Annotated in this window: 18 protein-coding genes; 8 read left to right on the top strand and 10 right to left on the bottom strand. The window is 70.5% G+C overall.

Annotated features, from left to right (window positions below):
* Window positions 1-54 precede the first annotated feature (54 nt).
* The gene (locus Ade02nite_RS18530; RefSeq protein ID WP_203764673.1) at window positions 55-1,239 is read left to right on the top strand and encodes a low temperature requirement protein A; all 1,185 of its coding nucleotides are present in this window, start codon (window positions 55-57) and stop codon (window positions 1,237-1,239) included.
* Between the two features lie 68 nt (window positions 1,240-1,307).
* Window positions 1,308-1,697: a hypothetical protein gene (locus Ade02nite_RS18525; RefSeq protein ID WP_203764671.1), complete on the top strand. Its 390-nt coding sequence runs from the start codon at window positions 1,308-1,310 to the stop codon at window positions 1,695-1,697.
* A 22-nt stretch (window positions 1,698-1,719) separates the two neighbouring features.
* Here Ade02nite_RS18525 and Ade02nite_RS18520 read toward each other — a convergent pair whose 3' ends face one another.
* Complete coding sequence (locus tag Ade02nite_RS18520; RefSeq protein ID WP_203764669.1) at window positions 1,720-3,102, bottom strand: aspartate aminotransferase family protein; 1,383 nt, start codon at window positions 3,100-3,102, stop codon at window positions 1,720-1,722.
* Between the two features lie 10 nt (window positions 3,103-3,112).
* Window positions 3,113-4,375 carry a 4-aminobutyrate--2-oxoglutarate transaminase gene (gene gabT, locus Ade02nite_RS18515; RefSeq protein WP_203764667.1) on the bottom strand — a complete coding sequence of 421 codons (1,263 nt, stop codon included), beginning with the start codon at window positions 4,373-4,375 and terminating at the stop codon, window positions 3,113-3,115.
* 105 nt (window positions 4,376-4,480) lie between these two features.
* Here gabT and Ade02nite_RS18510 point away from each other — a divergent pair, with 105 nt between their 5' ends.
* From Ade02nite_RS18510 to chrA, 4 genes are read left to right on the top strand one after another with little or no spacing between them, the layout of a single operon-like run.
* On the top strand, window positions 4,481-5,905 hold the full coding sequence (locus Ade02nite_RS18510) for an aldehyde dehydrogenase family protein (protein WP_203764665.1): 1,425 nt from the start codon (window positions 4,481-4,483) through the stop codon (window positions 5,903-5,905).
* A gap of 52 nt (window positions 5,906-5,957) precedes the next feature.
* Window positions 5,958-6,704: an arsenate reductase/protein-tyrosine-phosphatase family protein gene (locus Ade02nite_RS18505; RefSeq protein ID WP_203764654.1), complete on the top strand. Its 747-nt coding sequence runs from the start codon at window positions 5,958-5,960 to the stop codon at window positions 6,702-6,704.
* Window positions 6,701-7,084, top strand: a complete 384-nt coding sequence (locus tag Ade02nite_RS18500; RefSeq protein WP_203764653.1) for a VOC family protein — start codon at window positions 6,701-6,703, stop codon at window positions 7,082-7,084. The genes Ade02nite_RS18505 and Ade02nite_RS18500 overlap by 4 nt, the downstream gene beginning before the upstream one ends.
* A complete protein-coding gene (chrA, locus tag Ade02nite_RS18495) occupies window positions 7,085-8,251 on the top strand; it encodes a chromate efflux transporter (RefSeq protein WP_203764652.1) in 1,167 nt (388 codons plus the stop codon).
* A 219-nt stretch (window positions 8,252-8,470) separates the two neighbouring features.
* Here the strand turns inward: chrA and Ade02nite_RS18490 are convergent, their stop codons facing one another.
* The 7 genes from Ade02nite_RS18490 to Ade02nite_RS18460 all read right to left on the bottom strand — a co-directional run bounded on the left by Ade02nite_RS18490 (window position 8,471) and on the right by Ade02nite_RS18460 (window position 17,058).
* The gene (locus tag Ade02nite_RS18490; RefSeq protein ID WP_203764632.1) at window positions 8,471-9,319 is read right to left on the bottom strand and encodes an ABC transporter permease; all 849 of its coding nucleotides are present in this window, start codon (window positions 9,317-9,319) and stop codon (window positions 8,471-8,473) included.
* Window positions 9,316-10,182: an ABC transporter permease gene (locus Ade02nite_RS18485; RefSeq protein ID WP_203764630.1), complete on the bottom strand. Its 867-nt coding sequence runs from the start codon at window positions 10,180-10,182 to the stop codon at window positions 9,316-9,318. The genes Ade02nite_RS18490 and Ade02nite_RS18485 overlap by 4 nt, the downstream gene beginning before the upstream one ends.
* Before the next feature lies 1 nt (window position 10,183).
* Window positions 10,184-11,437 (bottom strand): polyamine ABC transporter substrate-binding protein, encoded by a 1,254-nt coding sequence (locus tag Ade02nite_RS18480; protein WP_203764628.1) that lies wholly within the window; start codon window positions 11,435-11,437, stop codon window positions 10,184-10,186.
* Window position 11,438: 1 nt separating this feature from the next.
* On the bottom strand, window positions 11,439-12,596 hold the full coding sequence (locus tag Ade02nite_RS18475; protein WP_203764626.1) for an ABC transporter ATP-binding protein: 1,158 nt from the start codon (window positions 12,594-12,596) through the stop codon (window positions 11,439-11,441).
* A 43-nt stretch (window positions 12,597-12,639) separates the two neighbouring features.
* A complete protein-coding gene (locus Ade02nite_RS18470; RefSeq protein ID WP_239168861.1) occupies window positions 12,640-14,076 on the bottom strand; it encodes a gamma-aminobutyraldehyde dehydrogenase in 1,437 nt (478 codons plus the stop codon).
* 160 nt (window positions 14,077-14,236) lie between these two features.
* Entirely contained in the window at window positions 14,237-15,574 is a 1,338-nt protein-coding gene (locus Ade02nite_RS18465; protein ID WP_203764624.1) for an aspartate aminotransferase family protein, read from the bottom strand.
* The gene (locus tag Ade02nite_RS18460; protein ID WP_203764620.1) at window positions 15,571-17,058 is read right to left on the bottom strand and encodes a CoA-acylating methylmalonate-semialdehyde dehydrogenase; all 1,488 of its coding nucleotides are present in this window, start codon (window positions 17,056-17,058) and stop codon (window positions 15,571-15,573) included. The genes Ade02nite_RS18465 and Ade02nite_RS18460 overlap by 4 nt, the downstream gene beginning before the upstream one ends.
* 59 nt (window positions 17,059-17,117) lie before the next feature.
* Between Ade02nite_RS18460 and Ade02nite_RS18455 the strand changes: the two genes are divergently transcribed.
* Window positions 17,118-18,431, top strand: coding sequence for an aminotransferase class I/II-fold pyridoxal phosphate-dependent enzyme (locus Ade02nite_RS18455; RefSeq protein ID WP_203764618.1), 1,314 nt, complete (start codon window positions 17,118-17,120; stop codon window positions 18,429-18,431).
* 9 nt (window positions 18,432-18,440) lie between these two features.
* On the opposite strand, the gene Ade02nite_RS18450 is transcribed toward Ade02nite_RS18455, so the two are convergent.
* Window positions 18,441-19,337 carry an SDR family NAD(P)-dependent oxidoreductase gene (locus Ade02nite_RS18450; protein WP_203764606.1) on the bottom strand — a complete coding sequence of 299 codons (897 nt, stop codon included), beginning with the start codon at window positions 19,335-19,337 and terminating at the stop codon, window positions 18,441-18,443.
* Between the two features lie 292 nt (window positions 19,338-19,629).
* Between Ade02nite_RS18450 and Ade02nite_RS18445 the strand changes: the two genes are divergently transcribed.
* Window positions 19,630-20,172: a Uma2 family endonuclease gene (locus tag Ade02nite_RS18445; RefSeq protein ID WP_203764597.1), complete on the top strand. Its 543-nt coding sequence runs from the start codon at window positions 19,630-19,632 to the stop codon at window positions 20,170-20,172.
* Window positions 20,173-21,087: the final 915 nt, after the last annotated feature.

Below are 21,087 nucleotides of genomic sequence, written 5' to 3'. Positions count from 1 at the left end.
GACGGAAGCGAATTGACGCGTAGAACGCCAAACCACTGGGAACTGCACGGGTCGATGAGTAACGACCGGCAAGCCCCGCTGATCCAGCCGCCCCGCCTCCGGACCGACGAGGAACGGCAGGCCACCCGCCTGGAGCTCTTCTTCGACCTCGCGTACGTGCTGGTCGTGGCCGAGCTCGCCCACTCCTTCGCCGACCATCTGGACCTGGGCGGCGCCGCCACCTTCGCCGCGCTGATCACGGTGACCTGGTGGTCGTGGGTGACGACCACGCTCTACGCCAACCGCTTCGACACCAACGACGTGATCTACCGGCTGGCCAAGCTCGCCATGACGGGCGCGGTCATCGGCATGGCCGCCTCGGCGCAGGGCGCCACCGGCGGCGACGGCGCGAGGTTCGCGGCCTGCTATCTCGCCACCCGGATCATCCTGCTTCTGCTGTACGCCCGCGCGTACCGGCACGTGCCGGAGGCGCGGCACACCATCGCCATCTACCTGACCGGCGCCGGCGCCGCCGCGGTGCTGTGGGCCGCGTCGATCCCGGTCGAGGGCACCGCGCGGTACGTGCTGTGGGCCGCCGGCATCCTCGTGGAGGCGGCCGCTCCCCTGGTGGCCACGCGCCTCGGCGACGACGTGCCGCTGCACCTGGAGCACATGCCGGAGCGCTTCGGCCTCTTCGTGATCCTGGTGCTCGGCGAGTCGATCGCTTCGCTGGCCACCGGCGTGCACGACGCGCACTGGTCGGCGTCGTCGGTGGTGTCGGCGGTGGTGGCGTTCACCGCGGTGGCGGCGCTGTGGTGGGTGTACTTCGATCTGGGCGGTGCCGCCGGCAAACGCGAGCTGATCGAGGACAGCGAGGAGGACGAGGAGAGCGGGAGCGTCGACGCGTACATCTATGGCCATCTGCCCCTGATCGTCGGCCTGGCGATCGCGGCGGTCGGCATCGAGCAGTTCGTGGTGCACCCGGCCGGCGAGCTGGAGCCGGCGGCGCGCTGGGCACTGCACGGCGGCGTGGCCCTCTACCTGGTCGGCGTGGCCGTGGTGATGATGGGGACGTCGGGGCGCTGGCGCTCGGCGTGGCCGTGGCCGGCGGCGGTCATCCCGGTGATCGCGGTGATCGGGTTCGCCGAGGCCCTGGAGCCGGTGCTGGCGGTCGCGGCGATCACGCTGGTGCTGGTGGCTACGGTCCTCGCGGGCATCTACGAGCAGCGGCGCGGCGCCCTGCGCACCACCGAGACGTAACGGGAGCCCGCCGTCCCTCGTTGGTCAGCGCGCAGGGGTCTCGGTTCTCACAAGTCAAGGTGGACGGATTGCGCGGTCTCCCGACTTTCCTCGTCACTCTCGCCGCGCTGATCGTCGGGGTGCTGGCCCTGGGACGCGATTACTACGAGATCACCTACGAGCCCGACGGCGGCGGCTTCCACGCCGACATCGGCAAGGACAACACCAAGGAAGGCACCGGTCAGTCTCCGCCCCCGCGCGACACGCGGCGGCAGACGGTGCGGACCCACGCTCCGAAGGTCGCGCGCACGCCGGCGCCGCGAGAGACCGCGACTGTCGCACCCGAGATCTCGACCGTGCCGGCGGAGACGAGCCCGCCGCCGGAGCTGTCGCCGCACCCTGAGCCGGGCGCGACGACTCCACCGGACTGGGAACCCGGTGGCGACACCGGCGGGGAGACGACCGCCCCAGCCCCCTAGGGGCGGCCGTCCCGCGGGGAGCTCAGAGCTGGTTCGACGCCTCGGTCAGCACCGCGCGCAGAATCTGCTCGATCTCCTGGAACTGCGCCTCGCCGGCGATCAGCGGCGGGGCGAGCTGGATCACCGGGTCGCCCCGGTCGTCGGCGCGGCAGTAGAGGCCCGCGTCGAAGAGGGCGTGCGAGAGGAAGCCGCGCAGCAGCCGCTCCGACTCCTCCTCGTTGAACGTCTCCTTGGTGGCCTTGTCCTTGACCAGTTCGAGGCCGAAGAAGTAGCCGTCGCCGCGGACGTCGCCGACGATCGGAAGATCCAGCAAGCGGGAGAGGTACGACCGGAAGAGCTCGCTGTTGTCCCGGACGTGGCCGTTGAGGTTCTCGCGCTCCATGATGTCGAGGTTCGCGAGCGCCACCGCCGAGCCGACCGGGTGGCCGCCGTAGGTGATGCCGTGCGCGAACCAGTTGGTGCCCTCGAGGAACGGCTCGGCCAGGCGCTCCGAGGCGATCATGGCGCCGAGCGGCACGTAGCCGCTGGTGAGGCCCTTGGCGACGGTGATGATGTCGGGCGTGTAGCCGTACTTGACGCCGCCGAAGTACTCGCCGAGCCGGCCGAAGCCGCAGATCACGTCGTCGGAGACGAGCAGCACGTCGTACCGGTCGCAGATCTCGCGGACCCGCTGGAAGTATCCGGGCGGCGGCGGGAAGCAGCCGCCCGCGTTCTGCACCGGCTCGAGGAAGACGGCGGCGACCGTGTCGGGGCCCTCGAACTCGATGGCCTCGGCGATGCGGTCGGCGGCCCACACGCCGAACTGCTCCGGCGTCATGCTCTCGTCGGGGCGCCGGTAGTAGTTGGTGTTCGGCACCCGCAGCGTCGACGGCACGAGCGGCTCGAAGTCCTGCTTGAGCGCCGGGATGCCGGTGATCGACAGGGCGCCCAGCGAGGTGCCGTGGTAGGCGATCGAGCGCGAGATCACCTTGGTCTTGGTGGGCTTGCCGACCCGCTTGAAGTACGAGCGGGCGAGCTTCCACGCCGACTCGACCGCCTCGGAGCCGCCGGTGGTGAAGAAGACCCGGTTGAGGTCGCCCGGCGTGAGGTCGGCGATGCGGTCGGCCAGCTCGACGGCCTTCGGGTGGGCGTACGACCAGATCGGGAAGTAGGCCAGCTCACCGGCCTGCTTGGCGGCGGCCTCGGCCAGCTCCTGGCGCCCGTGGCCGGTCTGCACCACGAACAGGGCGGAGAGCCCGTCGAGGTACTTGCGGCCGGCGGAGTCCCAGACGTAGCAGCCGTCGCCCCGCACGATCATCGGGATGTCGGCCTTCTTGTACGAAGAGAGCCGGGTGAAGTGCATCCACAGGTGATCTTTGGCGTCGCCGGCCAGCTTCTCGTAGTCGGGTGACTGGAGGTCGGTCAAGGGGTGCTCCTTAAAAGCTCTGCTCGAGCAGGGTGAGGCCGCGGTCGAGCTCGTCGTCGGACATGATCAGGGGCGGCAGAAGCCGGATGACGTTGCCGTAGGTGCCGCAGGTGAGCAGCAGCAGGCCGAGCTCGTGGGCCTTGCGCTGCACGGCGGCGGTGGTGACCGGGTCGGGGGTGCCGTCGGCGTTCACCAGCTCGAGCGCGAGCATGGCGCCGCGCCCGCGGATCTCGCCGATCACCGGGTGCTTGGCGGCGAGCGCCTCGAGCCGGGGCCGGGCCACGGCCTCGATGTGCCGGGCGGCGGCGGCGAGGTCGAGCTCGCGCATGGTCTCGATGGAGGCGAGCGCGGCGGCGCAGGCGATCGGGTTGCCGCCGTACGTGCCGCCGAGGCCGCCCGGGTGCACCGCGTCCATGATCTCGGCGCGCCCGGTGACCGCGGCGAGCGGCAGGCCGCCGGCGATGCCCTTGGCCGTGGTGATCAGGTCGGGTTCGACGCCCTCGTGCTCGCTGGCGAACCAGGCGCCCGTGCGGCAGAACCCGGTCTGGATCTCGTCGGCGATGAACACCGCGCCGTTCGCGCGGCTCCACTCGGCGATCGCCGGGAGGAAGCCGGGCGCCGGCACGACGAAACCGCCCTCGCCCTGGATGGGCTCGATCAGCACGGCGGCGACGTTGACCGCGCCGACCGTCTTCTCGATCTGGCCGATGGCGAACGCGGCGGCCTCCGCCCCGGAGCGGCCGTCGCGCAGCGGGTACGACATCGGGACGCGGTAGATCTCGCCGGCGAACGGGCCGAAGCCCTGCTTGTACGGCATGACCTTGGCGGTGAGCGCCATCGTCAGGTTGGTGCGCCCGTGGTAGGCGTGGTCGAAGACGACGACCGCCTGCCGCCCGGTGGCGTGGCGCGCGATCTTCACCGCGTTCTCGACGGCCTCGGCGCCGGAGTTGAACAGCGCCGAGCGCTTCTCGAAGTCGCCCGGGGTGAGCGCGGCCAGCTCCTCGCAGACCGCGACGTACTGCTCGTACGGAGCGATCATGAAGCAGGTGTGGGTGAAGCGCTCGGCCTGGGCCTTGACGGCCTCGACGACCTTGGGCGCGGCGTTGCCCACGTTGGTGACCGCGATGCCGGCGGCGAAGTCGATCCACTCGCGGCCCTCGAGGTCGGTCAGGGTGCCACCGCCGGCCGTGTCGACGTACGACGAGATCATGCTGCTGACCCCGCGGGCGACAACAGCGCTCCGGCGCCGGTGCAGATCGGCCGACGAACCCATGTCTCAACTCCTTCAGGCTTAGGGCTCGGATCATTTCACTGATTCCGTGGTCTTCGGAAGCCCTGACAACTATTTCCGTGTTACATCTCTGGGTACGCTGCGCCCGTGATCCCCTTCTACGTCGCCGGTCGACCGGCCACCAGCAGCGATGTCCTCACCGTCCGTCACCCCTTCGACGGCTCGGTGGTGGGCGAGACCTCGTACGCGAGTCCCCGTGATGTCGAGGAGGCCGTGGCGGCCGCGGCCGGCGCCGCGCGCGCCGCCGCCGAGATGTCCGCCGCGGATCGGGCCGCCGCGCTCGACTCGGTGAGCCGCCGGCTGGCCCGCCGCACCGGCGAGATCGCCGCCCTGATCACCGCCGAGAACGGCAAGCCGGTCAAGTGGGCGACCGCCGAGGTGAACCGGGCGGTCTCGACGTTCCGCTGGGCCGCCGAGGAGGCACGGCGCTTCTCCGGCGACCTCCAGCGGCTCGACACCGACCCGGCCGCCGCCGGCCGCATCGCGCTGGTCCGCCGGGTGCCCCGCGGCCCGGTGCTGGGCATCGCGCCGTTCAACTTCCCGCTCAACCTGGTCGCGCACAAGGTCGCCCCCGCGCTCGCCGCCGGCGCCCCGATCATCGTGAAGCCGGCCCCCGCCACGCCGCTGACCGCCCTGCTGCTCGGCGAGATCCTGGCCGGCCTCGACCTGCCGGCCGGCATGTTCTCGGTGCTGCCGGTGCCGAACGACCGCATGGCGCCGCTGGTCGCCGACCCGCGCCTGCCCGTCGTGTCGTTCACCGGCAGCGGCCCGGTCGGCGCCCAGATCCAGGCCGCGGTCCCGCACAAGCACGTCACGCTGGAGCTCGGCGGCAACGCGGCCGCCCTGATCGCCGCCGACTGGGACGACCTGGACTTCGCCGCGCAGCGGATCGCGACCTTCGCCAACTACCAGGCGGGCCAGAGCTGCATCGCGGTGCAGCGGGTCTTCGTGCACGCCCGGCACATGGCGGCGTTCACCCCGAAGCTCGTCGAGGCCGTGTCGGCGCTGCGCACGGGCGACCCGCGCGACGAACAGGTGGACGTCGGCCCGGTCATCGACACCCGGGCCGCCGACCGCATCACGCAGTGGATCGACGAGGCGATCGCCAAGGGCGGCCGCGTCCTCACCGGCGGCACCCGCTCCGGCACCACGATCGCCCCGACCGTGCTGACCGACGTCCCCGCCGACGCCAAGGTCTGCGCCGACGAGGTCTTCGGCCCCGTCCTCGTCCTGACCGCCGTCGACTCCGACGAGGCCGGCCTTACCGCGATCGACGACTCGGCGTACGGCCTCCAGGCCGGCGTCTTCACGCGCCGCCTCGACCTGGCGTTCACCGCGCACCGCCACCTGCACGTCGGCGGCGTGGTCATCGGCGACGTGCCCAGCTTCCGCGCCGACCAGATGCCCTACGGCGGCGTGAAGGGCAGCGGCTCGGGGCGCGAGGGTGTCGCCAGCGCGATGGAGGACTACACGGAGCCGCGGGTGCTGGTCCTCACGGGGGTCGCCCTCTGAGCCGATCCACGCCCGGCTTTTGCATCAAATTCGTTTGATGTAAGTTGAGCCCATGGGCCAGCGAAGCGACCTCCCGGCCTTCCTGCGAGCCGCCGCCCATCCGCTGCGGTGGCGGCTCCTCGGCGAGCTCGCGCGCAGCGACCGCCAGGTGCACGAGCTGACCGAGCTGGTGGACGAGCGGCAGAACCTCGTCTCGTACCACCTGGGCCTGCTCCGCAAGGCCGAGCTGGTCCGCACCCGGCGCAGCTCGGCCGACGGGCGGGACATCTACTACCGGCTCGATCTCACACGCTGCGGGAGCCTGCTGACGGCGGCCGGCGGGGCGCTGCATCCCGGTCTCCGGGTCGCTCCCCCGCCCGCGCCGGAGCCCGCCGCCGCCCGGGTCCTGTTCCTCTGCACCGGCAACAGCTCCCGCTCGCAGATGGCCGAGGCGTTCCTGCGCGCCCGGTCCGGCGGCCGCGTCGAGGCGTTCAGCGCCGGCAGTCACCCCAAGCCGATCCACCCCTGCGCCGTCGCGGCCATGGCCACGCGAGGTCTCGACCTGAGCACGGCCCTCTCCAAGAACCTCGAGGTGTACGCGACGGAGCACTTCGATCGCGTCATCACCCTGTGCGACCGCGTCCGGGAGGTGTGCCCGGAGTTCCCGGGTCACCCCGACCCGGCGCACTGGAGCATCCCCGACCCGGCCGCCGATCCCGCCGGCCGGCCCGCCTTCGACGCGGTCGCGGACGAGATCGCCGAGCGCGTCGGCTTCCTGCTGCACACCCTTTCCTCGACACCGTTGGAGGAGGCGTCATGAACGACAGCACCGTGCACGTGCGCTATCTCGTGGACGACGTCCAGAACGCGATCGACTTCTACACCGGGCATCTCGGCTTCACGGTCAACACCTCGTACCCGCCGGCCTTCGCCGACGTGCTCCGGGGCAACCTGCGGCTGCTGCTGTCCGGGCCGTCCAGCTCGGCCGGCCGTCCCATGCCCGACGGGCGCACGCCCGCGCCGGGCGGCTGGAACCGGATCCACCTGCTCGTCGACGACATCGACGCCGAGGTCGCCCGGCTCCGGTCGGAGGGAGTCACGTTCCGCAGCGACGTGGTCAGCGGGCCCGGCGGCCGGCAGATCGTCCTCGACGACCCGGCCGGCAACCCCGTAGAGCTGTTCCAGCCGGCCGGAGCCTGAGTGAGCGACCAGCCGCGGGCCGGGCTCGCCACCGTTCTCCAGGAGTGGGGCCGCATCGGCTGCGTGGGGTTCGGCGGGCCGCCGGCGCACATCGCGCTGCTGCGCAAGCTCTGCGTCGACGACCGCAGGTGGCTCGACGCTCGCGAGTTCGAGGACGCCATCGCGGCGTGCAACCTGCTGCCCGGCCCGGCCTCCACCCAGCTGGCGATCTTCTGCGCCTGGCGGGTCCGGGGCCGCGCCGGCGCCCTGGTCGGCGGCTTGGCGTTCATCGTGCCGGGACTGATCGTCATCCTGGCGCTGGCGGCGCTCTTCCTGCACGGTGACCCGCCGACGTGGGTCAAGGCCGCCGGGGCGGGGGCGGGCGCCGCGGTGGCCGCCGTGGCCGTGCAGGCGGGCACCAGCCTGATGCCGGCCGGGTGGCGGCGCGCGCCCGAGCACAGCAGCCGCGTCCGCTGGACGGCCTACCTGCTCGTGGGCGCGGTCGCCGCCGCGACGATCGGCCCGTGGCTCGTGCTGCTGCTCGTGGCCTGCGGCGTCGTGGAGGCGATCGCGCAGCGGTCCGTCGGCCGGGACACGGCCGGCTCGCCGAGGCTCGGGCTGCCGGTGCTCGCCGCCGCGGGTCTCGGCGGCGGGGTGGCCCTCTCGATCGCCTGGGTCGCGCTCAAGGTCGGCGCCCTGTCGTACGGTGGCGGGTTCGTCATCATCCCGCTCATGCGCGCCGACGCCGTCGACCACTACCACTGGATGACCGGCGCCCAGTTCCTCAACGCCGTGGCGCTCGGCCAGATCACGCCCGGCCCGGTGGTGCAGACGGTCGCCGTGGTCGGCTACGCCGCCGCGGGGCTCGGCGGCGGCCTGCTCGCCTCGGCCGTCGCGTTCAGCCCGTCGTTCGCCTTCATCCTGCTCGGCGCCGACCGCTTCGACCGCCTGCGCGGCAACCGGACAGTGCGAGCCTTCCTCGACGGCGCCGGCCCCGCCGCGATCGGCGCGATCCTCGGCTCCGCCGTCCCCCTGGCCCTCACCCTCGACCGGGCATGGCAGTTCGCCGTCCTCGCCGGCGCCGCCGTCCTGCTGCTGGCCGCGCGCCGCGGCCCGGTCCTCACCCTGCTGACCGCGGCCGCCGCCGGCATCGTGATCGTCCTGGCCGGCGGCCCGCTCCCCCCATAGGCGACGGGCGCCGCCACCGGCCCGCTCCCGCAACGACACAGGCGCCGCCACCGGCCCGCTCCCGCAATGACCGAGACGCCACCGGCCCGCTCCCGCAACGACACAGGCGCCACCGCCGGCCCGCTCCCGCAATGACCGAGGCGTCACCGGCCCGGTTCCGCAGCGGCCAAGGGCGCCGCCGCGTGACGAGCGGCGGCGCCCCCAGGGGCCGAGGCCCGGTCAGTCCTTTTTGGTGGCCTTGCGCGAGCGCACGTTCGCGATCACCGCGAAGAGCACGCCGGCCGCGAAGATCAGGGTGCCCATCACGTTCACCTGCGGCGGGATGCCGATGCGGGTGGCGCCCCAGATGAACAGCGGGAACGTCTCGGTGGTGCCCGCCGTGAAGTTGGTGACGATGAAGTCGTCGATCGAGAGGGCGAACGCCAGCAGCACACCGGAGAAGACGGCGGGCAGGATCAGCGGGAACGTCACCTTCCAGAACGTGACCCACGGGGTCGCGCCCAGGTCGGCCGCCGCCTCCTCGACCGAGCGGTCCAGGGTCATCACCCGGGCCCGCACCACGGTCGCCACGAAGGAGATCGAGAACATCACGTGGGCGATCGTGATCGTCACCGCGCCGAGGCCCACCTGCAGCGAGGCGAAGAGGGTCAGCAGCGAGGCACCCATGATCAGCTCGGGCGAGGAGATCGTGGCGAACATGACCAGGTTGAGCGAGCCGGCGCCGCGGAAGCGGTAACGGCCCAGCGCGTAGCCGATGCCGGTGCCCAGCGCGGCGGAGAGCACGCTGCTCACCACCGCGATCAGCAGCGAGTTGATCAGGGCCTGGGTGAGGTTGGACAGCTCGAACAGCCTCGCGTACCACTTGAACGTGAAGCCGACCCAGGACTGGTTGTAGCGGCCGGGGGTGTCGTTGAAGCCGAACAGGATCATCACGGCGATCGGCAGCACGAGCCAGGCGATGATCACCCAGACGTACGCGCGCATGAAGCCCGCGCCGGTGAGACGCCGCCGCGGCTTGACGGCCGGCTCGGCGGCGGGAGCGGTCCGTTCGAGGGTCGATGCGGTCATCGCGCGGCCACCTTCATCACGTCCTCGGTGCCGAGCATCCGGGCGTACGTGAAGACGCCGATCAGCAGCACCGCCATCAGCACGAACGAGAGCGCCGAGGCCGTCGGATAGTCGGAGTTGACCAGGTACTGCGCCTGGATGACCTGGCCGATCATCGTGGTGCCGGAACTGCCGAGCACCTCGGAGTTGACGTAGTCGGAGCTGGCCGGCACGAAGGTCATGAGCACGCCGGCGAACACGCCCGGCAGCGCCAGCGGGAAGATCACCTTGCGGAACGTGGTGATCGGGTCGGCGTACAGGTCACGGGATGCCTCGACCACGCGCGGGTCGATCCGCTCCAGGGCCACGTAGATGGGCAGCACCATGAACGGCAGGAAGTTGTAGACCAGGCCGCCGATCACCGCCGCCGGCGTGCCGAGGATGTGGAACGAGTCGCCGACGAGCCCGATGCTCTTGAGCGGGCTGACCACGGGCCCCTCGTCGGTGAGGATCTGCCGCCACGAGATGGTGCGCAGCACGAACGAGACGAAGAACGGCAGGAGCAGCAGGAAGAGGTACGTCGACTTGCGCTTGCCGCCGTGGAAGGCGATCCAGTACGCGACCGGGAAGGCCAGCGCGATCAGGATGATCGTCGTGATCGCGCCGTAGATCAGCGATCGGACGATCTGCGTCTGGTACGCCGAGATCGCGTCCACATAGGTCTGCCAGTGTCCGGTGAAGCGGTAGCCGTTGACGATGTCGCCCTCCTGGAGGGAGAGCGACAGCATCGTGATCATCGGCACCGCGAAGAAGATCAACAGCCAGACGCCGCCGGGAAGAACCAGCAGATACGGCGCGAGCTGTCGTTTTACGCGGTTCTTCATGTCATCCCAGCACGATAGGTTCGAAGGTCTTCTGGAACTTCTGCTGCTCGGAGACCGACTCGAACGCCACGTAGTAGTGCAGCTTGGCGTACTCGGCGGCGGTCGGGAAGACGAGCTTGCTGTTCGCGACGGCGAGGGCCGCGTCCTTGTCCTCGCCGGTGAGCTTGCCGGCGTCGGCACGCATCTGGGCCTGGGCGGCCGGCACCGGGCAGACGTAGTTGATGTAGCTGGCCAGCGACGCCGCGATCGGGACCTCGTAGAAGAAGTCCATCAGCATGAGGGCGTCGACCGGGTTCTCCGCCGTGATCGGGATGGTCATGTTGTCGGTCCAGATCGTGCCGCCCTCCTCGGGGATCACGAACTGGAAGTCGGTGCCGTCGGAGATGTTCTTCTGGAAGATGTCGCCCGACCACGCCTGGGTGATCCAGACCTCGCCGCTGCCCAGCGCGTCGACGTAGCTCTGGTCGTAGTACTTGCGGACGATGTCCTTGTCCTTCTGCTCCTTGAGCTTGGCCGCCGCCTTGTCCCAGTCCTCCGCGGTGGACTTGGCCGGGTCGGCGCCGACCGCCAGCAGGCCGAAGTTGGCGAGCTCCTGGATGTCGGAGAACATGCCGACCTTGCCCTTGAAGGCCGGGTCCCACAGGTCCGACAGCTTGGTGATGTCCCGCTTGGTCTTCGATCGGTCGTACGCGATGCCGGTCATGCCGGACGCCCACGGGATGCTGTACTGGTTGCCCGGGTCGAACGCTTCCTTCTTGTACGCGTCGCCGGCGTTCTTGGTGTAGTTCGGCAGCTTGGCCAGGTCGAGCGGCGCCAGGAAGCCGGAGTCGCGGAACTGGGTGAACTGGAAGCTGTTGGTGATGACCATCAGGTCGTAGCCGATGGACTGGCCCGCCGACAGCTGCGGCTGCACCTTGGCGAACCAGGGACCCATCTCCTGGATGACCTCCTGGTAGTTCACCTTGATGCCGGTCTTGGCGGTGAACTGCTTGAGCTCGGGCTGCTTCGGGTCCATGTAGAGCGGCCAGCCCGCGAAGCTGAGCTTGCCGTTCTTGGCCTTGCCGTTCCAGAACTGGGCGATGGCGTCGGGCGCGGCGCTCGCCGAGTTGGAGGCGCCCTTGCCCTGCACACCACAGGCGGCGAGGGCGGCGCCGGTGGCGGCCAGACCGGAGAGCTTCAGCGCGTCACGCCGTCCGAACCGCCGCTGGGTCAGACCGCGGAGAAGGGAGGGGTCGGAAAAGTTCGGCGCGGACATATCAGACTCCGATCATGTACGAGTGCTGGGGGGCCCAGGTCAGATAGACGCGGTCGCCACGATCCGCAAGATCGTCGGCGTTGGAGGCATTTTGATCGAAGACAGTGAAATCCGCACCGGCCGCCGTCGCCACGGTGTAATTCGTTGAGGTTCCGTGATAAACGACCTCCGTCACTGTCCCCGACAGCACGCTGCCTCCGGTCGCCGTCACGGGCGGCACCCCGCGGTGCAGGTCGATCTTCTCGGGGCGGATCGAGACCTCCAGCTTCTCCCCCGGGCGCACCGACCCCGGCACCGGCACGACCACCCGGTCCTGCGCCGTGTAGGAGAGCAGGGCCAGCCCGCCCTCCACACGCTCGACGCGGCCGTCGACGATGTTCGAGGTGCCGATAAAGCCGGCGACGAACCGCGTGGCCGGCTTCTCGTAGATCTCGCGCGGCGAGCCGAGCTGCTCGATGACGCCCGCGTTCATCACCGCGATGCGGTCCGACATGGTCAGCGCCTCACCCTGGTCGTGGGTGACGTAGACGAAGGTGATGCCGACCTCGCGCTGGATGCGCTTGAGCTCGATCTGCATCTGCTGGCGCAGCTTGAGGTCGAGGGCGCCGAGCGGCTCGTCGAGCAGCAGCGCCCGCGGGCGGTTGACCAGCGCCCGGGCCAGCGCGACCCGCTGCTGCTGACCGCCGGACATCTCCTTGGGCGAGCGTTTCTCCATGCCGGTCAGCGAGACGATCTCGAGGATCTCGCCGACCCGGCGCTTGATCTCGTCCTTGCCCACCTTCTTGCGCTCCAGGCCGAAGGCCACGTTCTGGTACGTGTTCAGGTGCGGGAAGAGGGCGTACGACTGGAACACCATGTTCACGTCGCGCTTGTTCGCCGAGACGTGCGTGACGTCCTTGCCGTCGAGGAAGACCGTGCCGGCGGTCGGCTCCTCGAACCCGGCGATCATGCGCATCGTCGTGGTCTTGCCGCAGCCCGAGGGGCCGAGCAGCGAGAAGAACTCACCCTGGGCGATCGCCAGGTCGGTCCGCTTGACCGCGGCGACGGTCTCGCCGTGCGACAGGTAGTTCTTGTGCACGCCGGCGAACTCGATCGCCGGGTGCCCGGCGGCGATCGGCGCCGTCCTGGGACGGGCCACGCTGTGCTGAGGGGTGGTCATGGCGTTCCTCTTCGCGGTGGGGTGGGGCTTGCGGTACGGGGAGTCAGCCCAGGTAGCTCATGACGTGCTTAATCCGGGTGTACTCCTCGAACCCGTACATCGACAGGTCTTTGCCGTATCCCGAATGGCCGAAGCCGCCGTGCGGCATCTCGGAGACGAACGGGAGATGGGTGTTGATCCAGACGGCACCGAAGTCGAGGCGCCTCGAGACACGCATCGCCCGGCCGTGGTTCTGCGTCCAGACGCTGGCGCTCAGGCCGAACCGCACGTCGTTTGCCCAGCGGACGGCGTTGTCCTCGTCGTCGAACTCCTGGACGGTGATGACCGGGCCGAAGACCTCGTCCTGGATCATCTCGTCGCGCTGCCGCAGTCCGGACACGACGGTCGGCTCCAGGAAGTAGCCGCGCTCGCCGATCCGGTGGCCACCGGCCTCGATCCGCGCGTGCTCGGGCGCCCGCTCCAGGAAGCCCTGCACCCGGGCGAGCTGGGCGGCGTTGTTGACCGGTCCGAAGTAGGCGTCGGTGTCGTCGGGCGCGCCGACCTTGGTGTCGCGGGCGGCTTGGGCCAGCGCCGCGGTGAAGTCGGCCGCGATGCGCCCGTGCACGAGCACGCGCGTCGCCGCCGTGCAGTCCTGGCCGGCGTTGAAGTAGCCCGCGCCCGCGATCGCCGCGGCGGTGGCCTCGATGTCGGCGTCGTCGAAGACGACGACCGGGGCCTTGCCGCCCAGCTCGAGGTGGGCGCGCTTGAGATCGGCCGCGGCCGAGACCGCCACCTCCATGCCGGCCCGGGTGGAGCCGGTGATCGAGACGAGCTGCGGCGTGGGGTGGGCGACCACGGCGCGGCCGGTGTCCCGGTCGCCGCAGACCACGTTGAGCACGCCCGGCGGCAGGAACTCGGCGGCGATCTCGGCCAGCAGCAGGGTGGTCACCGGCGTGGTGTCCGACGGCTTGAGCACGACCGCGTTGCCGGCCGCGATCGCCGGCGCGAACTTCCACACCGCCATCACCATCGGGTAGTTCCACGGGGTGATCTGCGCGCACACGCCGATCGGCTCGCGCCGCACGAACGACGTGTGGTCGCGCAGATATTCGCCCGCGGACTTGCCCTCCAGGTTGCGCGCCGCGCCCGCGAAGAAGCGCAGCTCGTCGACCATCGGGCCGATCTCCTCCTGCCGGGTGGCCTCGACCGGCTTGCCGGTGTTGCGGCACTCGGCGGCGATCAGCTCGCCGGCCCTGGCCTCGACGGCGTCGGCGATCCGCAGCAGCGCCCGCTGCCGCTCGGCCGGGGTGGCGTCGCGCCACACCTCGAATCCCTTGTCCGCGGCGGCCATCGCCGCGTCGACGTCCCGCGCGGAGGAGACCGGCGCGAGAGCGTACGCCTCCCCGGTGCTGGGGTCGATCACCTCGGAGGTGACCCCGTCAACGGCATCGGTGTGGGCGCCACCGACGAAGTTGCGCAGAACGGGCAGAGCGGCACTCACTGAATAAGACCTCCGGGGAAGGCGCTGTGACAGCTCCCACACGAAACGACTGAGGGACCTTGACACACGCGACGGACCTAAGACAAGGGAATCCGAAGTAATTTCCAAACCTGAAACGGAATCCGGGGTTCAGTGCCCCGTTGAGATACGCAATCCGGCGTTAGCCTGGGCAATACCTGTCGGCCACCGCGAGCGCCTCGTCGAGGATCGACAGCCCTTCCTCGACCTCCTGGACGCTCACCGTGCACGGCGGAGCGACGTGCACCCGGTTGAAGTGGGTGAAGGGCCAGAGCCCTCGCTCCTTGCAGGCGGCGGCCACCTCGTTCATCGGACCGGCCGCCGCGCCCGCGGCGTTGAACGGCACGAGCGGCTCGCGCGTCTGCCGGTCGCGCACCAGCTCGATCGCCCAGAAGACGCCCAGGCCGCGGACCTCGCCGACGCTGGGGTGCCGCGCGGCCAGCGCGGCCAGCCCGGGCGCGATCACATCGTCGCCGATCGCGCGGGCGTGCTCGATGATCCCCTCCTCCTTGAAGATCTCGATGGAGGCGACAGCGGAGGCGCAGGCGAGCGGATGACCGGAATAGGTGAGCCCGCCCGGGAAAGGCCGCTCCCGGAAGGTCTCCGCGATCTCGTCCGAGATGACCACACCGCCGAGCGGCAGATAGCCCGAGTTGACCCCCTTGGCAAAGGTGATCAGGTCGGGCGTGACGCCCCAGCGGTCCACGGCGAACCACTCGCCGCAGCGGCCGAAGCCGGCCATCACCTCGTCGGCGATGAAGACGATGCCGAACTCGTCGCAGATCGCGCGCACGCCGGCCAGGTAGCCGGGCGGCGGCACGAGGATGCCGTTGGTGCCGACCACCGTCTCGATGAGCACGGCGGCGATGGTCGACGCGCCCTCGAAGACGATCGTGTCGCGCAGGTGGGCCAGCGCACGCTCGGTCTCCTGCTCCGGCGTGGCCGCATAGAAGGGCGAGCGGTACGGGTACGGGCCCCAGAAGTGCACGACGCCGATCGCGGTGGGCTCGTTGGGCCAGCGGCGCGGGTCGCCGGTCGCGGTGATCGCGGTCGACGTCGAGCCGTGGTAGCTGCGGTACATCGACAGCACCTTGTGCCGGCCGGTGTGGCCGCGGGCGAGGCGCACGGCGTTCTCGTTGGCCTCGGCGCCGCCGTTGGTGAAGAACACCTTGTTGAGCGGGCCGGGCGCGAGCTCGCTGATCAGCCGGGCCGCCTCGCCGCGCTTGTCGTTGGCGAAGGCCGGCTGGATCGTGCACAGCTTCGCCGCCTGCTCCTGGATCGCCGCCACGAGCCGGGGGTGCTGGTGTCCGATGTTGACGTTGACCAGCTGCGACGAGAAGTCCAGATATCTCGTGTTGTCGTAGTCCCAGAAGTAGGAGCCGCCGGCCCCCGCCACGGGCATGGGGTTGATGAGGCCCTGCGCGGACCAGGAGTGGAAGACGTGGGCGCGGTCGTCCGCGCGGACGAGCTCGGCGGTCATCGGTTCGTGGGGAAGCCGAGGTCGATCGAGGACGTGCCGGGATCCGGCCACCGCGACGTGACGACCTTGGAACGCGTGAAGAAGTGGATGCCGTCCGGCCCGTACATGTGGGTGTCGCCGAAGAGCGAGGCCTTCCAACCGCCGAACGAGTAGTAGGCGACCGGCACCGGGATCGGCACGTTGACCCCGACCATCCCCGCGTTGACGTCGAACTGGAACTGCCGCGCCGCGCCGCCGTCGCGCGTGAAGATGGCCGTGCCGTTGCCGTACTCGTTGTTGTTGATCAATTCAACGGCTTCGGCGTACGTCGACGCGCGCACCACACAGAGCACCGGCCCGAAGATCTCGTCGGTGTAGACCTCCATGTCCGGGGTGACGTTGTCGAGCAGCGTGACGCCGAGGAAGTAGCCGTCGCCGGGCACGTCCGCCTCGCGCCCGTCGGCGATGACCGTGGCGCCCGCCTCGACGCCGCGGGTCACGTAGCCGGCCACCTTGTCCCGGTGCTGCGCGCTGATCAGCGGGCCCATCTGCGACTCCGGGTCGGTGCCCGCGCCGATCCTCAGCTTCGGCAGGCGCGCGGCGATCGCGTCGACCAGCGGGCCGGCCACGTCGCCCACGGCCACCACCACGGAGACGGCCATGCAGCGCTCGCCGGCCGAGCCGTACGCGGCGTTGACCGCGGCGTCGGCGGCCGCGTCGATCTCGGCGTCCGGCAGGACGACCATGTGGTTCTTCGCGCCGCCCAGCGCCTGCACGCGCTTGCCGTGGCTCGTACCGGTCTCGTAGATGTACTTCGCGACGGGCGTGGAGCCGACGAAGCTGACCGCGGCGATGTCCGGGTGCACGAGCAGCGCGTTGACCGCCTCGACGTCGCCGTTGACGACCGTGAAGACGCCGTCGGGCAGGCCGGCCTCCTGCCACAGCTTGGCCAGGAAGAGGGCCGCGGACGGGTCCTTCTCGCTCGGCTTGAGCACGAAGGCGTTGCCCGCCGCGATCGCCGTGGTGCACATCCACAGCGGCACCATCGCCGGGAAGTTGAACGGGGTGATGCCGGCGACGACGCCGAGCGGCTGGCGGATCGAGTAGACGTCGACGCCGGTGGCCGCCTGCTCCGAGAAGGAGCCCTTCATCAGGTGCGGGATGCCGGTGGCGAACTCGGCGTTCTCCAGGCCGCGGGCCACCTCGCCGGCGGCGTCGGAGAGCACCTTGCCGTGCTCGCTCGTGATGATCGCGGCGAGGTCGCCGGCGTGCGCGGCGAGCAGCTCGCGGAACTTGAACAGAACCGCCGAGCGCTTCGACAGCGAGGCTTCCCGCCAAGCCTTGGCGGCCTCCTTGGCGACCGCGACGGCCTCGGCGATCTCGGCGGTCGAGGCGAGGTCGACCTCGGCGGTCTGCTCGCCGGTGGCGGGGTTGTGGACGGGACCGACCCGGCCGGACGTGCCGGCGCGCTCGGCGCCGCCGATCCAGTGCGCGATACGAATCATGGACGGGAGATTACGTACCAGCTCTGGACCGAACAATGGCCATTTCGTACTGTCACAAAATGCTTGACGAGCTGAAACACCGTCTCACCGACTTCACCGCCCGCGGTCTGGCGGATGCCGTCGGGCGGGCGGTCGGCGACGGGACGCTGCGTCCGGGCGCCAAGCTTCCTCCCGTACGCACAGTGGCCACCGCCCTGCACATGTCACCGACGACCGTCAGCGCAGCATGGCAGCTCCTGCGCAGGTCGGGAACCATCCGGACCGACGGGCGCCGCGGCACGATCGTCGCCGAGGACCGGCTCAGCGGCCCGGGCCGTTACCGTGCGGCGTTGCGCGGCCGCTCCGGATTCGCGCTCGACCTCTCCACCGGCGTGCCCGATCCGTCGCTTTTGCCGCCCCTGCCGCCGCTGGCCGGGCTCTCCCCCGCACCCACCAGCTATCTGGACGAACCGGTCCTTCCGGCCCTCGCCGAGCTGCTGCGGGACAGCTGGCCGTACCCGCCGGAACGGCTGGCGATCTTCGACGGCGCGATGGACGCGATCGACCACGTCGCCTCGTCCCTGCTGCGCCTCGGCGATCGCGCGGTCGTCGAGAACCCGTGCTTCCCGCCGCTGCTCGACCTGCTCGACGCCCTCGGCGTCCAGGTGATCGGCGCCGCGACCGACGAGGAGGGCATGCTGCCCGATCAGCTCGCCGTGGCCCTCGCCCAGCGGCCCGCCGCCGTCTTCGTGCAGCCGCGCGCCCACAACCCCACGGGAGCGTCATGGTCCGGCACCCGGGCCGCGGCGCTCGCCGAGGTGCTGGCGCAGACCCCGCACGTGTACGTCGTGGAGGACGACTCGGCCGGCGACGTGTCCTCGGCCGCCCTGCACTCGGTGGGCTCGTTCCTGCCGCGCCAGACGATCCACGTGCGCAGCTTCTCGAAGTCGCACGGCCCCGACCTGCGCCTGGCGGCGGTGGGTGCGCCCGCCGCCACGCTCGACCCGGTCCTCGAGCGGCGGCTGCTGGGGCAGGGCTGGACCAGCCGGCTCCTCCAGCACCTGCTGTTGACGTTGCTCACCGATCCGGCATCGGTCGCGGCCGTGCGCCGGGCCCGCGCGGCGTACGCGTCCCGCCGGCGCACGATGGCATCGCTGCTGGGCCTGCCACCGGGCGACGGCCTGAACCTGTGGCTCCCGGTCGCCGACGAGCAGGCCGCGCTGATCTCGCTCGCCGGCGCCGGGATCGGTGCGGCCGCCGGCGCCGCCTTCACGGTCGGCGCAGGCACCCCGCATCTGCGCGTGACGGTCGGCCTGATCGGGGACGACCACGAGGCGGTGGCCGCCCGTCTCGCCGAGGCGGCGCGGGCGCCCGCTCAGGCCGTACCGCGTTGACCCTCTGTTTTAGAGCGCGCTCTCCGCCAGCGCCCACAGACGGTCGGCGGCCGCCGGGTCGAGGGACCAGCCGGCCACGCCACTCGTCGCGTCCGGGCCGCCGGGCACGTGCTCGGCCTCCTGGCAGTAGATGTAGTAGCGGCCGTTCACCTCCGCGGGCAGCGGGTGGGCGGCCAGCAGCACGGTGGTGGCCGCGGCCTCCTCCGCGGTGGAGAAGAACTCGGGCAGCACGTCCGCCGGCTTGCCGTCGGCGTCGACCATGCCGAAACCGCGCAGCGTGTCCTCGTCGAGGTGCCGCTGGATGTTCGTGGCCACGTACCCCGGGTCGGCGGTGTTCGCCACGATGCCGTCACCGGCCCACCGCCGCGCGATGCCCACGGCGAGCAGGCTGCCGGCCACCTTGGAGTTGCGGTAGGCCTCCCACGGGTCGTACGGGTGCCGCTCGAACTGCGGGTCGTCGAAGTCGAACGGGCCCTTGACCTGGATGCCCGAGCTGACCACGACCACCCGGGCTCCCCGCGCGGCCCGCAGATTGTCGTGCAGCCCGGTGATCAGGGCGAAGTGCCCGAGGAAGTTGGTGGCGAGCTGGAGCTCCCACCCGTTCTTGGCGGTCTGCCGCTCCGGGATCGCCATCACCCCGCCGTTCGCGACGATGCCGTGCACCGGCCCGTCCCAGCCGTCGACGAACGCCCGCACCGAGTCGAGATCGCTCAGATCGAGCGCTTTCTGATCACCGGCCGGCCTTCGCGTCGCCACTGTCACGTCGGCACCCGCCCTGGTCAGCGCCTCCGCGGTGGCCAGCCCGATGCCCGAGGCCCCACCGGTCACGATGTAGCGGCGCCCCGCCAGGTCGATGCCCTTCAGCACCTCGTCGGCGGTGGTCTTGGCGTTGAACTGATCTGTCATACCCGCCATGACGTACACCGCCCGCCGGAATTCACCGCTGTGATCCGTTCCGCATCACCCGGACGAGTGTCGCGCGACATGTTGCTTTGCGCCTACTGGTCGTGTGACTATTTGAGCCATGAACGCACGCGACACCTTGCCCATGACGGAGGCAGAGTTCGGCGACGGAGGACTTCGGGTGAGTCCGGCCCTGTTGGTTGCCGCCCGCTTCGCGGAGGGGCAGACGCCGACCCTGCACGAGCCGTTCCCCGTCAAGGTGGACACCAGCACCCCGCTCGCCCGCTGAGCGACGATGATGCCGCTGACCGAGGCCGAGTACCTGGCCATCTACGAGCCCGCCCGCCGCATCGAGTTGATGGACGGCCGGCTACGCCCCAGCCCCGCACCCAGCTGGCCGCACCAGGAGATGTCCTGGCTGCTGGTCTCCGCCCTCCGCCCCGCCGTGGCCGCCGCCGGCCTGAAGGTCGCCGCCTCCGTGAACGTCCGCCTCGACATCGACCGCATCGTCATCCCCGACATCGTCGTCACCGCCGCCCCCTCCCCCGGCCTGGTCATCGACGCCACCGACGTCGTCCTCATCGCCGAGATAGCCCCCGACAACGCCCTCACCGACCGCGGCCTGCGGGTGCGCTACTCGGCCGCCTGCATCCCCTGGTACCTGCTGGTCGAGCCGCACCGCCCCACCCCGAACACGGTGACCCTGCGCCTGTTCCAGCTCGTCGGCACCCGCTACGTCGAACAGGCGGTGGCCACGTCCGGCGACATCCTGGAGGCTCGCAAGCCGTTCAGCGTGGCACTGCGGCCGGAGGACTTTCTTACGCTCGCCTTGTTCTGAGCGTCTTACGCTCGCTTTGTTCTGAGCGCGGCTCTTCGCCCTTGATCCGGCACCTTCCGCACCCCTCCCGATCCTGGCGCGACACCTCGCCTGATCCAGGCGCGAGGCATCACCTGCTCCAGGCGCGACACCGCACCTGCTCCAGGCGCGACACTCCGCCTGATCCCGCGCGACACCTTGCCTGATCCCCGGCGAGTCTCCCCGGTCGGCCCTGCACAGCCTTTCGCCAACGGCCCCGGCCGGGCGCCCCTTTCCCTTCCTCTTGCGCCCTACGCTTGACTGGACTTCGGCGCCCTTCTCCTGCGCGCACCCCTTCCTTCCTGCGCGCACCCTTCTTCCTGCGCGCACCCCTTCCTTCCTGCGCGCACCCTTCTTCCTGCGCGCACCCCTTCTCCCTCGTGCGCCCCCACAGCCGGCGAGCTCCACCATCGCCGCCCTCCGCGGCTTTATTGAGCCTCAGCTGCACCATTTCACAAGCAGGGATGATGGCAACGAGAACTTCTATTTATGACACCGCGCGCCATGGAAAGTGACCGCCTGCCCTCTGAGGTTGGCACACTCAGAAACACCTCCAAGGTGGACTCTCCCAACACCGAAGGGCATAATCCTTGCATGCGGCAACTTGAGCTCGCCACCAGGACCAAATTACCGGCGACACACAACCATTCCGCTGAATCTGAGAACTCGTGCAGCCAGGACGGACGACATAGCATCTGCCAGCTCGAGCCTATTCCATAGCTGATGGCCAAGCGCGATCAGGCGAAATCACCGACCACCTAAGAGTTCACGGCACCCCATAAACCCACCGCCGCATTACGGCCGCCGCTTTCGTCCCTGCCCTGCCCTGCCCCTCTCCCTGCCCTGCCCCTCTCCCTGCCCTGCCCTGCCCTGCCCTGCCCTGCCCTGCCCTGCCCT

Origin of the sequence: Paractinoplanes deccanensis (assembly GCF_016862115.1) — a bacterium.
Lineage (GTDB): Bacteria > Actinomycetota > Actinomycetes > Mycobacteriales > Micromonosporaceae > Actinoplanes > Actinoplanes deccanensis.
Note: the sequence above shows the minus strand (reverse complement) of the source record. Positions and strands in the feature narration are given on the sequence as shown.

Excerpts from the sequence above, each read along its gene's own strand:
- Ade02nite_RS18450 (WP_203764606.1), bottom strand. The coding sequence starts at position 19,337 with ATGACAGATCAGTTCAACGCCAAGACCACCGCCGACGAGGTGCTGAAG.
- Ade02nite_RS18490 (WP_203764632.1), bottom strand. The coding sequence starts at position 9,319 with ATGACCGCATCGACCCTCGAACGGACCGCTCCCGCCGCCGAGCCGGCC.
- Ade02nite_RS18530 (WP_203764673.1), top strand. The coding sequence starts at position 55 with ATGAGTAACGACCGGCAAGCCCCGCTGATCCAGCCGCCCCGCCTCCGG.
- Ade02nite_RS18455 (WP_203764618.1), top strand. The coding sequence starts at position 17,118 with ATGCTTGACGAGCTGAAACACCGTCTCACCGACTTCACCGCCCGCGGT.
- gabT (WP_203764667.1), bottom strand. The coding sequence starts at position 4,375 with ATGGGTTCGTCGGCCGATCTGCACCGGCGCCGGAGCGCTGTTGTCGCC.
- Ade02nite_RS18500 (WP_203764653.1), top strand. The coding sequence starts at position 6,701 with ATGAACGACAGCACCGTGCACGTGCGCTATCTCGTGGACGACGTCCAG.
- Ade02nite_RS18465 (WP_203764624.1), bottom strand. The coding sequence starts at position 15,574 with ATGACCGCCGAGCTCGTCCGCGCGGACGACCGCGCCCACGTCTTCCAC.
- Ade02nite_RS18485 (WP_203764630.1), bottom strand. The coding sequence starts at position 10,182 with ATGAAGAACCGCGTAAAACGACAGCTCGCGCCGTATCTGCTGGTTCTT.
- Ade02nite_RS18445 (WP_203764597.1), top strand. The coding sequence starts at position 19,630 with ATGATGCCGCTGACCGAGGCCGAGTACCTGGCCATCTACGAGCCCGCC.
- Ade02nite_RS18480 (WP_203764628.1), bottom strand. The coding sequence starts at position 11,437 with ATGTCCGCGCCGAACTTTTCCGACCCCTCCCTTCTCCGCGGTCTGACC.
- Ade02nite_RS18505 (WP_203764654.1), top strand. The coding sequence starts at position 5,958 with ATGGGCCAGCGAAGCGACCTCCCGGCCTTCCTGCGAGCCGCCGCCCAT.
- Ade02nite_RS18475 (WP_203764626.1), bottom strand. The coding sequence starts at position 12,596 with ATGACCACCCCTCAGCACAGCGTGGCCCGTCCCAGGACGGCGCCGATC.
- Ade02nite_RS18460 (WP_203764620.1), bottom strand. The coding sequence starts at position 17,058 with ATGATTCGTATCGCGCACTGGATCGGCGGCGCCGAGCGCGCCGGCACG.